We start from the raw sequence: 13,571 nt of genomic DNA on the forward strand, positions 1-13,571 counted from the left end.
CGGGCGGTCGACCGCCCGGTCCGGAACCTCTCCGGCCGGGCATCCGCGGATGCCCGGCCGGACCTCGACTCCTAGATCTCGCCTCGCAGTTTGGCGAGCGCCTCGGCGAGGATCGCCTCGCCGTCCGCGTCACTGCGCCGCTCCCGCACGTAGGCGAGGTGCGTCTTGTAGGGCTCGGTGCGCGGCGGGGCCGGGGGGTTGTCCCGGTCCTGCCCCGCCGGAAAGCCGCAGCGCGGGCAGTCCCAGGTGTCGGGAACCTGCGCGTCGCTGGCGAAGCTGGGCTGCGTCTCATGCCCGTTGGAGCACCAGAAGGAGATGCGCAGCCGGGGCGCGGACTCGCCCCGCTCGGCCTCGCCCATCGGCCCCGCCCCGACCCGGCTTCCTCGGATCGCGTTGCCACTTGCCACGGTCGTAACTCCCTGCGTGATGGTGCCGCGAAGCGAGTCGGCGTTTCGCTTCGCTGCGAGCGCCTCAGTCTACGTAAGGCCCAACGCGCGTCCAGTGATTGGAGTTACAACCCCCACACAAAGACGCAAGCCCCATGATAGGCCGCGCTCGTGTGCGCGTACCGGACATGGGGCCTTACGTGCGGAATGGGCGTGCTGCGGGTGCGACGCCGATCAGTTGTTCACCTTCATCAGCAGCCCGAGTACCACAATGCACGCGAACCACATCAGACCGACCACCACGGTGATGCGGTCCAGGTTGCGCTCGGCGACCGAGGAGCCTCCGACGGACGACTGCATGCCGCCACCGAACATGTCGGAGAGGCCGCCGCCCTTCCCCTTGTGCATCAGCACCAGCAGCATCATCAGCAGGCTGAAGACGATCAGGGCGATCGAGAACCCCATTACCACGGCTGGACCAACTTCCTCGGAACTGGATGGACGACGGGGGCACGGTGGCTGGCCACCATGCCCCCGCAAGAGTACGACGGATCGCCGCTACCGCACACTCACTGGTCGCGGAACCGCGCGATCTTGACGAACTCGTCGGCGTCCAGGGAAGCGCCGCCGACCAGGGCGCCGTCGATGTCGGCCTGCGCCATGATCTCGGCGACGTTGCCGGACTTCACGGAGCCGCCGTATTGGATGCGGACCCGGTCGGCCAGCTCCTGCGTGTACAGCTCGGCGACCTTGCCGCGGATCGCCGCGCAGACCTCCTGGGCGTCCTCGGCGCCGCAGACCTTGCCGGTGCCGATGGCCCACACGGGCTCGTAGGCGATCACGACGGTCTCGGCCTGCTCGGCCGGGAGGTCCTTGAGGCCGCCTTCGACCTGGGCGAGGGTGTGGGCGACGTGGTTGCCCGCCTCGCGGACGTCCAGCTCCTCGCCGACGCACAGGATCGGGGTCAGACCGTGCTTGTAGGCGGCCTTGACCTTGGCGTTCACCAGCTCGTCGGTCTCGTTGTGGTACTGGCGGCGCTCGGAGTGGCCGACGGCCACGTACGTGCACTTCAGCTTGGCCAGCATGGCACCGGAGATCTCGCCGGTGTAGGCGCCGCCGTCGTGCGCGGAGATGTCCTGGGCGCCGTACTTGATCTTGAGCTTGTCGCCGTCGACCAGGGTCTGCACGGAGCGCAGGTCGGTGAAGGGCGGCAGGACGGCGACCTCCACGGCGTCGTAGTCCTTGTCGGCCAGGGCGAAGGCGAGCTTCTGGACGTGGGCGATGGCCTCGAGGTGGTTGAGGTTCATCTTCCAGTTGCCCGCCATCAGCGGCGTGCGCGTACTCATCTGGGTCAGTCCTCCAGTGCGGCGAGACCGGGGAGCGTCTTGCCCTCGAGGTATTCGAGGGAGGCGCCGCCGCCGGTCGAGATGTGGCCGAATGCGTTCTCGTCGAAGCCCAGGATGCGGACGGCCGCGGCGGAGTCGCCACCGCCGACCACGGTGAAGCCCGGGGAGTCGAGGAGGGCCTGGGCGACCGCCTTGGTGCCCTCGGCGTAGTCGGGGTGTTCGAAGACGCCCATGGGGCCGTTCCAGAAGACGGTGGCGGCGTCGGCGAGCTTCGAGGCGTACAGCTTGCGGGTCTCCGGACCGATGTCCAGGCCCAGCTGGTCGGCGGGGATGGCGTCCGCGGCGACCGTGCGGGGGTCCGACGGCGCCTTGGTCTTCAGGTCCGGGAAGCCGGTGGAGGTCAGCACGTCGACGGGGAGGACCAGCTCGACGCCGTTCTTCTCCGCCCGCTCGATGTACTCCTGGACGACCGGGATCTGGTCCTCCTGGAGGAGGGAGGCGCCGACCTCGTACCCCTTGGCCCTAAGGAAGGTGAACACCATGCCGCCGCCGATGAGGAGGCGGTCCGCCTTGCCGAGCAGCTGGTCGATGACGGCGAGCTTGTCGGAGACCTTGGAGCCGCCGAGGGCGACGACGTAGGGCCGCTCGACGTCGTCGGTGAGCTTCTTCAGGACGGCGACCTCGGTGGCGATGAGGTGGCCGGCGGCGTGCGGCAGGCGGGCCGGGAGGTCGAAGACCGAGGCGTGCTTGCGATGCACCGCGCCGAAGCCGTCGCCCACGTACAGGTCGGCGAGCTCGGCCAGCCGGTCGGCGAAGGCGCCGCGCTCGGCGTCGTCCTTGGACGTCTCGCCGGCGTTGAAGCGCAGGTTCTCGATGACGGCGACCTGGCCGTCGGCGAGGTCCGCGACGGTGGCGCGGGCGGACTCGCCGACCGTGTCGGTCGCGAACGCCACGGAGGCGTCGAGGAGTTCACCGAGCCGCGCGGCGGCCGGGCCGAGCGAGAAGGCGGGGTCCGGGGTGCCCTTGGGACGGCCCAGGTGCGAGGCGACGACCACCCGGGCGCCCGCCTCGGCGAGGGCCTTGACGGTGGGCACGACGGCGCGGATACGGCCGTCGTCGGTGATCGTGGTGCCGTCCAGCGGCACGTTCAGGTCGGCGCGGACGAAGACCCGCTTGCCGCCCACGCCTTCGGCGAGAAGTTCGTCGATCGTCTTCATGGAGGGAACTCCTGGTGAGGACTCGTGATGCTCGTGATCGTAGGAGGGCTGATCTGTACGTGAGTCAGGGCTCGGACGGCGCGTCACCGCACCGCCCGAGCCCTGACCTCACATCGAGGTGCCTGCTCTGTCGATCAGAGCTGGTTGCCGACGAAGACCGTCAGGTCGACGAGGCGGTTGGAGTAGCCCCACTCGTTGTCGTACCAGCCGAGGATCTTCACCGAGTTGCCCTCCTGGACCATGGTCAGGGAGGAGTCGAAGGTGCAGGAGGCCGGGTCGCCGACGATGTCCGAGGAGACGATCGGGTCCTCGGTGTAGGTCAGGTAACCCTTGAGGTCGCCGTCGTCGGCGGCCTTCTTGAACGCGGCGTTGACCTCGTCCTTGGTGACCTCGCGCTGGAGCGTCACGACCAGGTCGGTGGCCGAGCCGGTCGGGACCGGGACGCGCATCGCGATGCCGTCCAGCTTGCCCTTGAGCTGCGGCAGGACCAGGGCGGTGGCCTTGGCGGCACCCGTGGTGGTCGGGATGATGTTCTCGGCGGCGGCGCGGGCGCGGCGCAGGTCCGAGTGCGGGAAGTCCAGGATCCGCTGGTCGTTCGTGTACGCGTGGACCGTCGTCATCAGGCCCTTGACGATGCCGAAGTTCTCGTCGAGCACCTTGGCCATCGGCGCTACACAGTTGGTGGTGCAGGAGGCGTTGGAGATGACGTGGTGGTTCGCCGGGTCGTACTTGTCCTGGTTGACGCCCATCACGATCGTGATGTCCTCCTCCTTGGCCGGAGCCGAGATGAGGACCTTCTTGGCGCCGCCGGTGATGTGCTTCTCGGCGTCGGCCTTCTTGGTGAAGATGCCGGTCGACTCGATCACGATGTCGACACCGAGGTCGCCCCACGGGATGTCGGCGGGGTTGCGCTCGGAGAGCACCTTGATCGTCTTGCCGTCGACGGTGATCGTGTCGGCGGTGTGCGACACCTCGGCCTTGAGGCGGCCCAGGATGGTGTCGTACTTCAGCAGGTGAGCGGTGGTCGCGGTGTCACCCAGGTCGTTGACAGCCACGATCTCGATGTCTGCACCCTGCTCCAGCAGCGCGCGGAAGTAGTTACGACCGATGCGGCCAAAGCCGTTGATGCCTACGCGGATCGTCACGAAACCGATCTCCTCGTTGGTACGCCGGGTTCGAATCCGGCGAGCTGTATGGGATGAGCTGTATGGGATGTCCCCGACCGCCTACGACCCTACCTCTCTGTGGCCCCCGTGGTGACATCGAGATGCCCCATACACGGCGAGGCGGCCCGTACCCGTCAGTAGGGGTACGGACCGCCCGGGCCCGAAGACCGGTCACCCGTTCTCGCTGTACCGAGTCACACCGGGTTGACCTGGTACGTCACTCGTCGAGCGCCGCGAGGGCCTTCCTCACCAGAGCCGTCCGGTCGGCGGCCGTGGCGACGTGCTCCAGACCGAAGCCGAGGAGCACGGTGTCGTCCGTGGTGACCGCACCGTAGGTCTGGAACAGCGCCCCGGTACGCGCCCAGTCCTTGAGGACGGCCGGGCTGCCCGGGGGCGGTCCGGCCACGCTCCAGGCGCCGAGCGAGGTCTCGAAGCCCTCGGTCTCGGTGGCGCTGCCGCCGACGACCAGGGAGGCGTCGTCCGCGAGCACGCCGTGCCCGCCGCTGCCCGGGTCGGTGACGTAGCTGATCGCGACCTCGACCGACTTGCCGGCGTACGCGCTCAGGTCGAAGTTCACCTGCTGCCAGCCGCTGGAGGCGCCGGTGAGGGCGTTCCACGCGCCGGTGGTGCCGGTCGCGGCGCAGCCGTCGGCGGCCACGGTCAGGTAGTGCGCGAGCTGCGGGTGCTCGCCCACGTAGTACCCGGCCGAGCACTCCGCCGGCACGGCGGTACTGGTCGCGCCGCCCGCCTCGGGAAGCGTGGTCCAGTCGTCGGCGCCGGTGGTGTACGCCTCGACGAGCACGTTGTCGTAGCCGGGCTCGGTGTCCCACAGCAGCTGGGTGCGCAGCGTGGGCCGGTCGGCGGCGCTCACCTCGGTGAGGTCCACGGTCCGGGTCAGCCGCTTGTAGGCGTCGTCGGTGTGCACGGCGGCCGCCATGGAGGAGCCCGCGTAGGGCCCGTACGGGTTGACGGTCCCGGCGAACTGGCCCGCGCCCGCGCTGGCGAACTGGGGGTACCTGTCGACGGGCAGTTCGTCGGAGGTCACGGCGTACGTGCCGGCCCGGTCCAGCGGGTTGCCGGCGGCGGGGCCGAGGGCGCCGGTGAGGCCGCCGAGTTCGCCGGAGCCGGTGAAGGCGGTGGCCCCGGGTGTCGACGTCCGCGAGTAGGCGCCCAGGTAGTACTGGCTGAAGTCGTTCGTCGGGGTGCCGTCGGCGAGGGCGACGCTGCCGCCCGCCAGCTCGCCCGCCTCCAGCAGCTTGCCGCCCTCGTTGAGGAAGGCGCGCAGCTGGAGCTGGGTGGCGATGCCGGGGACGCTCGCGCCCGTGTAGTGGGCGACGGTGTCGAAGTGGCTCAGCACGCCGAGCGCGTCCGGCGCGCCCTGGGTGGCGACGTCCCACACGAGCGCCTTGCGGCCGGCCGCCTTCAGTGTGTCGACGTAGGTCTGCGCCTGTGTGGCGGCCGCGCCCTCCTCGGCGACGACGAGAACGTCCGCGCGGGGCCGTTCGGCCACGGTGTAGGTGAAGTGCGCGCTGGAGACCTTCTTGCCGCTCCTGGTCTCACCGGTGAACCACACCTCGACCTTGTCGCCCGGGACGCCGTCCTGGACCTTGGCCCGGTACTCGTCGAAGTAGAGGTTGTCCTCACCGCCGTAGGTCTCGCCGCCCTTCCAGGGCCGCAGCGCCTGGTCCAGCGTGCGTCCGCCGTTGACGCGGTACTTGAGCTCCTTGTCGCGCACCGACTTCCGTACGACGACGGAGACCTCCTGGTCGGCGCCGCGTGAGTAGGACGTCGTGAACGGGGCCGGGGTGAAGTCGGCGGCGCTCAGGCCGACCGCCGAGGACGGCCGGTCGGGGTGGGAGGCGGACTCGGCGACGGAGAGCGCGAACGGGATGTTCTTCTCGAACTCCTGCTGGATCAGGTTCTCGTCGTCCGGGAAGTTGAACACCGACTGGCAGTCGGCCGCGTTCCACCGGTCGTCCGGGTAGAGGTCAGAGATCGTCTGGCAGGTCGACATCTCGGGGGTGAACATCGCCGTGCCGTTGACGTTGGCCGCGTGACCGTCGGCCTCGCCGTTGGTGGTGTACAGCTCCGAGGAGACCTGCGGGTGGTAGCCCGGGATCGCGGAGTTCTCGGGGGTGCCGGCCAGTGCCTCGTAGAGGACGTCGTCCGGCGTGTCGGTGGCCACCTGCCAGCCGACCCCGTAGAGGAGGAGTTCGGCGGCGGAGTGGTAGTTGATGCCGTACGTGAACCCGATCCGCTTCTCGAAGGCGTCCAGCGCCTTGGTCTCGGGCTCGGAGCCGGGGGCGGTGCCGCGGTAGGTCTGGCTGGTGGGGTTGGGGGACGAACCCTCGTCGTCGTAGCCCCACTTGTAGGGGAAGTTGCGGTTGAGGTCGACGCCGTCGCCGGTGGTGATGGCCCCGTCGCCGTTGTTGTCGCGCAGGTTCTTGCGCCACAGGCGGTTGTCGGAGTCCTGGAAGGTGTAGTCGTAGCCGTCGGGGTTGGCCGAGAGCACGAACCACAGCTCGGTCGAGTCGACGAGCTTCTTGATCTTCTTGTCCGTCTTGTAGTTGTCCAGGTAGTGGTGCATCAGCCGGCGGGTCATCTCCGGCGTGATCCACTCGCGCGCGTGCTGGTTGGACAGGTACAGCACGGACGGCTTGGAGCCGTCCTTGGACTTCTTGGCGCCCTTGGTCATCTTCAGGGCGAGGATGTCCTGGCCGTTGACCGTCTTGCCGATGGAGACGACCTTGGTGAGGCCGGGGTTCTCCTGACCGGTCCTGACGATCTCCTCCTTCAGCCCGCCGCTTCCGCTGTACGGGCGGAACACGCCCTCGGCGGCGTCCTCGACGCGCGCCTCCGCCCTGGCGGACAGCGTGTGCTCGGTGAGGTCGACGCCCTGGTCCTCCAGTGCGTCGGCCTGCTGGTCGGTGAGGTACACCTCGACGGTGGCCTCGCCCTTCTCGGGCACCTGTTCACTGAGTTCGTGTCCGTCCTGGCCGGCCGCCAGCAGCAGGGGTACCTGCTGCTGGGTGACCTCGGCACGGAAGACCTTGACCTCGTTCGGATCGGACGAGCCGGTGCTTTCCGCGGCCTGTGCGAGGGGTGCGATGCCCGCACCGCCCAGCAGGAGCGCACCAACAGCGAGGATCGGTCTCGCTCTTCGTCTCATGAACCCCCCTAGCGTGGGTTCTCCACAGTGGAGAACCATGCCAGGCTCATGTCAATCCATGATCCAGTCAAGGACGCCGCGCGCATGGGCGAACGCCGGCGCCGACGACCCAAGTGGGCGGTGGCACCGGCGTGTTGCGAGATCTCGGTCAGCCCACGAGATTGTCGGCGAACTCCTCGCTGAGGTTGGCGTCCGTGCCCGGGATGCCCAGGTCGGAGGCGCGCTTGTCGGCCATCGCCAGCAGGCGGCGGATACGCCCGGCCACGGCGTCCTTGGTCAGCGGCGGGTCGGCGAGCGCGCCCAGCTCCTCCAGGGAGGCCTGCTTGTGGTCCATGCGCAGCCGCCCGGCGGCGGCGAGGTGCTCGGGGACGTCGTCCCCGAGGATCTCCAGGGCGCGCTGGACCCGGGCACCGGCGGCGACGGCCGCGCGCGCGGAGCGGCGCAGGTTGGCGTCGTCGAAGTTGGCGAGCCGGTTCGCCGTGGCCCGCACCTCGCGGCGCATGCGGCGCTCCTCCCAGGCCAGCACCGACTCGTGGGCGCCGAGCCGGGTGAGCAGCGCGCCGATCGCGTCACCGTCACGGACGACGACCCGGTCCACGCCGCGCACCTCTCGGGCCTTCGCCGCGATCGACAGCCGGCGGGCGGCGCCGACCAGCGCGAGCGCGGCCTCCGGACCCGGGCAGGTCACCTCCAGGGAGGAGGAGCGGCCCGGCTCGGTGAGCGAGCCGTGCGCGAGGAAGGCGCCTCTCCAGGCGGCCTCCGCGTCGCAGGTGGCCCCCGAGACCACCTGCGGGGGGAGCCCCCGGATCGGGCGGCCCCGGCCGTCGACCAGGCCGGTCTGCCGGGCCAGCTGGTCACCGCCGGCGACGACCCGGACGACGTAGCGCGAGCCGCGGCGCAGTCCGCCGGGCGCCATCACGATCAGTTCGGAACTGTGGCCGAAGATCTCCAGGATGTCCCGCTTGAGGCGGCGGGCCGCCATCGCGGTGTCCAGCTCCGCCTCGATCACGATGCGCCCGCTCACCAGGTGGAGGCCGCCGGCGAACCGCAGAATGGCGGAGACCTCCGCCTTCCTGCAGCAGGTACGGGTGACGGGGAGCCGGGAGATCTCGTCCTTCACCGCTGCCGTCATCGCCATGGGCCGATCCTTCCATGCATCCGAAAAATACGGTCGTACGCGGCGGCCAACAGCTCCGGGTCATGCCGCGGAGTTCCGTCCCTCCGGGCGACCGGGGCCAGCTCGACCGCGGCGCCGAGCCGCTTGGCGGCCTCGGTGAGCACATCACGGTCGGGCACGGCGGCCTCGTCGGCCAGCACCACGTCCAGGGCGAGTTTAGGGGCGTGTCGTCCCAAAACCTCCAAATGACGCTGCGGGGAGAAGCCCTCTGTTTCTCCCGGCTGCGGAGCGAGGTTCAGGGAGAGTACCCGGCGCGCCTTCGTCTGCGTCAGCGCGTCCAGCAGTTCGGGCACGAGCAGGTGCGGGATGACCGAGGAGAACCAGGAGCCCGGGCCGAGCACCACCCAGTCCGCGTCGAGGACCGCCTCCACCGCCTCCGGCACCGCGGGCGGGTCGTGCGGCACGACGTGCACGGACTGCACCTCGCCGGGGGTGAGGGCGACGGTCGCCTGTCCGCGCACGGTGTCGACGTCCTCGGGCCGGTCCGGGTCGTGGCCCCGGACCAGGGCCTGGAGTTCCAGGGGGACGGCGGACATGGGCAGCACGCGCCCGTGCGCGCCCAGCAGCCTGCCCACCAGGTCGAGGGCCTGGACGTGGTCGCCCAGTTGTTCCCACAGGGCGACGATCAGCAGGTTGCCGACCGCGTGTTCGTGCAGGTCACCCTTGGACTGGAAGCGGTGCTGGATCACTCGCGCCCAGGTCTGCCCCCAGTCGTCGTCGCCACACAGCGCGGCCAGCGCCTTGCGCAGGTCACCGGGCGGCAGCACCCCCAGTTCGTCACGCAGGCGCCCGCTGGAGCCGCCGTCGTCGGCCACGGTGACGACGGCGGTGAGGTCACCGGTGATCCGGCGCAGGCCGGCGAGCGAGGCGGACAGGCCCATCCCCCCACCGAGGGCGACCACCTTGGGCTGGGCGCCCCGGCGGCGCGGCTTGGCACCGCGGGCCTCGACGGGCTTGCTCGCCCGTCCCTCGGGGACGACCCGGCGCAGCCTGCTCAGCCGCGGAGAACGTCCCGTCATTCCCGTCCCATGTCCCGGTGGACGACCACCGTCTCCACGCCCTCGGCCGCGAGGCGCGCGGCGAGCTTCTCCGACGTGGCCACCGAGCGGTGCTTGCCGCCCGTGCAGCCGATGGCGATCGTCACGTACCGCTTGCCCTCCCGCCGGTAGCCGGCGGCGATGAGCCGCAGCAGCTCGGCGTACCGGTCCAGGAACTCCTTGGCGCCGGGCTGGTTGAAGATGTACGCGGACACCTCCTCGTTGAGGCCGGTGAAGGGGCGCAGCTCCGGGACCCAGTGCGGGTTGGGCAGGAACCGCATGTCGGCGACCAGGTCGGCGTCGACGGGGAGGCCGTACTTGAAGCCGAAGGACATCACGGTGGCCCGCAGCTCGGGCTCCTCCTCGCCGGCGAACTGGGCGTCCATCTTGGCGCGCAGCTCGTGCACGTTGAGGCTGGAGGTGTCGATCACCAGGTCGGCGTCGCCGCGCAGCTCACGCAGCAGTTCCCGCTCCGCCGCGATGCCGTCGACGATCCGTCCGTCACCCTGGAGGGGGTGCGGGCGGCGCACCGACTCGAAGCGGCGCACGAGGGCCTCGTCGGAGGACTCCAGGAAGACGACCCGCCGGGTGACCTGCTTGCTGTCGAGGTCGGCGAGGGACTCCCGGAGGTTGTCGAAGAACCGGCGGCCACGGACGTCGACGACGACCGCGATGCGCGCCACGTTGCCCTGGGAGCGGGCGCCGAGCTCCACCATGGTGGGGATCAGCGCGGGCGGAAGGTTGTCGACGACGAACCAGCCGAGGTCCTCCAGGCACTTCGCGGCCGTCGAGCGGCCGGCCCCGGACATGCCGGAGATGATCACAAGCTCGGGGATGGCCGCTTCGGGGGCCCCGGCTGTTTCGCTGCCCGTACTCACTTGTGCTCCGTCTTCCTGGCGGGTCGGTTCCCGTGCGGGATCCTCGCCGGTGTCCTGGTGCGTGTGATCTCGATCCGCTGTGGGCTGTGCTTCGTGCTCGGTCATGTCTCCTGCCCCCGTCGTTCGTCCGGGGCGCCCGCGGACACGGACTCCCCCGGGGCATCCGCCGTCGTCTCGGGTGCCCCGTTCTCATCGTCTTCCATGATCTCGCCGGTCGCCGTGTTGACGGCGGGTGCGGCCGGGGTCGCCCGGGCGAGGGCGGCGGCGACGGTCTCGGCCGTCTTGCGGCCTATGCCGGGCACCTCGCAGATCTGGTCGATCGTCGCGGACCGCAGCTTCTTCACCGAGCCGAAATGCTTGATCAGCGCCTGCTTGCGGGTCTCGCCGAGGCCCGGCACGTCGTCCAGCGGGCTGGACCGGAAGCGCTTGGCGCGCTTGGCGCGCTGGTAGCTGATCGCGAAGCGGTGCGCCTCGTCGCGGACGCGCTGGAGGAGGTAGAGGCCCTCGCTGGTGCGGGGCAGGACCACGGGGTCGTCCTCGCCGGGCAGCCAGACCTCCTCCAGGCGCTTGGCCAGGCCGCACACGGCGATGTCGTCGATGCCGAGTTCGTCGAGGGCCCTCTTGGCTGCGGCCACCTGGGGCCGGCCACCGTCGACGACGACGAGCTGGGGCGGGTAGGCGAACCGCTTGGGACGGCCGTCCTCCTCGGTGAGACCGTTGCCGATGCCGTCGAGGCCGGCGTCGGCATCAGCATCGGCGTTCGCACCGTTCTGGCCGTTCTGGCCGTTCTGGCCGTTCTGGCCGTTCTGGCCGTTCTGGCCGTTCTGGCCGTTCACACCATTCTGGCCGTTCTGGCCGGCGGTCCACTCCCCCGTGCGCTCCTTCTCGGCCAGGTAGCGCCTGAAGCGGCGGGTGATCACCTCGTGCATGGAGCGGACGTCGTCCTGGCCCTCGAAGCCCTTGATCTCGAAGCGGCGGTACTCGCTCTTGCGCTGGAGGCCGTCCTCGAAGACGACCATGGAGGCCACGACGTCGTCGCCCTGGAGGTGCGAGATGTCGTAGCACTCGATCCGCAGCGGCGCACTGTCCAGGACGAGGGCGTCGGCGATCTCCTCCAGCGCCCGTGAGCGTGTGGTCAGGTCGGAGGCACGCTTGGTCTTGTGCAGCACGAGCGAATGCTGGGCATTGCGCTCCACGGTCTCCATGAGGGCCTTCTTGTCACCGCGCTGCGGGATGCGCAGCGACACGTTCGACCCCCGCCGCCCGGTGAGCCACTCCTGAACCGGCTCCACCGGGTCGGGCAGCGCCGGGACGAGGACCTCCTTGGGCACCGCGTCACCCTTCTCCTCGCCGTAGAGCTGCTGCAGAGCGTGCTCGACGAGGGCGCCGGTGGTGATCTCCTCGACCTTGTCGGTGACCCAGCCGCGCTGACCGCGCACCCGGCCGCCGCGGACGTGGAAGATCTGCACGGCCGCTTCCAGCTCGTCCTCGGCGACCGCGATCAGGTCGGCGTCGGTCGCGTCGGCGAGCACGACCGCGCTCTTCTCCATCGCCTTCTTCAGTGCCTCGATGTCGTCGCGCAGGCGAGCCGCCCGCTCGTACTCCATCTCCTCTGCCGCCGTCATCATCTGCTTCTCCAGGCGGCGCAGATAGGTGCCCGTGCGCCCGGCCATGAAGTCGCAGAAGTCCTCGGCTAGTTCGCGGTGCTCCTCAGCGGAGACACGGTCGACGCAGGGCGCCGAGCACTTGCCGATGTAGCCGAGCAGACAGGGGCGGCCGGTGCGGGTGGCGTTCTTGAACACACCGGCCGAGCAGGTGCGGACCGGGAAGACGCGCAGGAGGAGGTCCACGGTGTCGCGGATCGCCCAGGCGTGCCCGTACGGACCGAAGTACCGGACGCCCTTCTTCTTGTGACCGCGCATCACCTGCACGCGCGGGAACTCCTCGTTCATCGTCACCGCGAGGTACGGGTAGCTCTTGTCATCGCGGTACTTGACGTTGAACCGGGGGTCGTACTCCTTGATCCAGGAGTACTCCAGCTGTAGCGCCTCCACCTCCGTGGACACCACCGTCCACTCCACGGACGCCGCCGTGGTGACCATGGTGCGGGTGCGGGGGTGCAGGCCCGCCAGGTCCTGGAAGTAGTTCGCCAGGCGCTGGCGCAGGCTCTTCGCCTTCCCGACGTAGATCACCCGGCGGTGCTCGTCACGGAACCTGTAGACCCCGGGGGAGTCCGGGATCTGTCCCGGCCGGGGGCGGTAGCTGGAGGGATCGGCCATGTCTCACACCCTACTGGCGAGGGCTGACAGCGCGGCGAGCCTGTGGACGACGCCGGCCGCCCGGATCCCGCATCCCGCATCCGAGAACCGGATCCATCGCGGCTGGCGGGCTGGCGGGCTCGTTGGCTCGGCTTCCCGCGGAGGGGCCGGGGGCGAGCGGCCCTCCGCCATGGGCGAGGACCTCACGCTCGCGGGCACCGGGGCGGGACAGCGGGTCGTCGTGCCGCTCGCCGCGAACGGTTTCCGCAGCAGGGACAGGCCGACGCGGCATGGACATCGCACGAGAGCAGGCGGGGACATGACGTCTTCGCCGACGAGGACGTCCCGCTCTGGGAGGCCTTGCCGACGGTGGGAGCGGCCCGCCACCAGGAGGCGGGGGTAGGCCAGTGACGTGACCGGTCAGTTCCTCAGGAGCCGGGCCGGGGCACAGCCGGCGGCGATCCCGTCGGGACCCTGGACCGGATCGGCGGAAGCGGCTCGTTCTCATGACTCCGCGCCCTGTGCCTGGTCGTGAGGCTCGCCCTGGCGACTTGAGGCCGGGCGCGAGGGCGGCGCGAGTGGCCGCGGATAGAAAAGGACTCGCCGCTCCGGACGGGACGGCGGTCATCGGCCGAAGGGCTGCGAGACATGCGGCGGACACGGATCGAGAAGCGACGGCGGTCGGCCCGTGCCGACCGGACCACGGACGAGACGTACACGCTGCACGACCTGCTCGACCCGCGCGACCCCGACATCGTGCGCGCCAAGCGCGTATCGCGGGAACAAGGCGGTGGACACCCCCGCCTCTGAGCCGGACGGGGCTGTGTCTCCGTCCGAACCCGACCGCCCGAGGTGTACGCGACATCACCGCGTCCAGGCTCCCCCTCCTGGACCTTTCCCCCCGCGTACGCCTCGGGCGGTCACGTCTGTGCCCTGG

At 70.2% G+C, this 13,571-nt stretch carries 11 protein-coding genes; 1 reads left to right on the forward strand and 10 read right to left on the reverse strand.

What is annotated here, in order from left to right:
* Positions 1–71: 71 nt before the first annotated feature.
* The 10 genes from QQS16_RS12405 to uvrC all read right to left on the reverse strand — a co-directional run bounded on the left by QQS16_RS12405 (position 72) and on the right by uvrC (position 12,655).
* Positions 72–407 carry an RNA polymerase-binding protein RbpA gene (locus tag QQS16_RS12405; RefSeq protein ID WP_010352468.1) on the reverse strand — a complete coding sequence of 112 codons (336 nt, stop codon included), beginning with the start codon at positions 405–407 and terminating at the stop codon, positions 72–74.
* 213 nt (positions 408–620) lie between these two features.
* Positions 621–851: a preprotein translocase subunit SecG gene (gene secG / locus QQS16_RS12410; protein ID WP_286061697.1), complete on the reverse strand. Its 231-nt coding sequence runs from the start codon at positions 849–851 to the stop codon at positions 621–623.
* 104 nt (positions 852–955) lie between these two features.
* Positions 956–1,732, reverse strand: a complete 777-nt coding sequence (gene tpiA, locus QQS16_RS12415; protein ID WP_286061698.1) for a triose-phosphate isomerase — start codon at positions 1,730–1,732, stop codon at positions 956–958.
* Positions 1,733–1,737: 5 nt separating this feature from the next.
* Positions 1,738–2,949, reverse strand: coding sequence for a phosphoglycerate kinase (locus tag QQS16_RS12420; RefSeq protein ID WP_286061699.1), 1,212 nt, complete (start codon positions 2,947–2,949; stop codon positions 1,738–1,740).
* A gap of 134 nt (positions 2,950–3,083) precedes the next feature.
* Positions 3,084–4,094 carry a type I glyceraldehyde-3-phosphate dehydrogenase gene (gene gap / locus QQS16_RS12425; RefSeq protein ID WP_286061700.1) on the reverse strand — a complete coding sequence of 337 codons (1,011 nt, stop codon included), beginning with the start codon at positions 4,092–4,094 and terminating at the stop codon, positions 3,084–3,086.
* Between the two features lie 238 nt (positions 4,095–4,332).
* A complete protein-coding gene (locus tag QQS16_RS12430) occupies positions 4,333–7,284 on the reverse strand; it encodes a M14 family metallopeptidase (RefSeq protein ID WP_286061701.1) in 2,952 nt (983 codons plus the stop codon).
* A gap of 148 nt (positions 7,285–7,432) precedes the next feature.
* Positions 7,433–8,422, reverse strand: a complete 990-nt coding sequence (gene whiA / locus QQS16_RS12435; protein ID WP_286061702.1) for a DNA-binding protein WhiA — start codon at positions 8,420–8,422, stop codon at positions 7,433–7,435.
* Positions 8,413–9,480, reverse strand: a complete 1,068-nt coding sequence (locus tag QQS16_RS12440; protein ID WP_286061703.1) for a gluconeogenesis factor YvcK family protein — start codon at positions 9,478–9,480, stop codon at positions 8,413–8,415. The genes whiA and QQS16_RS12440 overlap by 10 nt, the downstream gene beginning before the upstream one ends.
* Positions 9,477–10,481 carry an RNase adapter RapZ gene (gene rapZ / locus QQS16_RS12445; protein ID WP_286061704.1) on the reverse strand — a complete coding sequence of 335 codons (1,005 nt, stop codon included), beginning with the start codon at positions 10,479–10,481 and terminating at the stop codon, positions 9,477–9,479. The genes QQS16_RS12440 and rapZ overlap by 4 nt, the downstream gene beginning before the upstream one ends.
* Entirely contained in the window at positions 10,478–12,655 is a 2,178-nt protein-coding gene (gene uvrC, locus QQS16_RS12450) for an excinuclease ABC subunit UvrC (protein WP_286061705.1), read from the reverse strand. The genes rapZ and uvrC overlap by 4 nt, the downstream gene beginning before the upstream one ends.
* A 627-nt stretch (positions 12,656–13,282) precedes the next feature.
* Between uvrC and QQS16_RS12455 the strand changes: the two genes are divergently transcribed.
* A complete protein-coding gene (locus QQS16_RS12455; RefSeq protein ID WP_286061706.1) occupies positions 13,283–13,444 on the forward strand; it encodes a hypothetical protein in 162 nt (53 codons plus the stop codon).
* Positions 13,445–13,571: the final 127 nt, after the last annotated feature.

The organism is Streptomyces sp. ALI-76-A (genome assembly GCF_030287445.1).
Classification (GTDB): Bacteria; Actinomycetota; Actinomycetes; order Streptomycetales; family Streptomycetaceae; genus Streptomyces.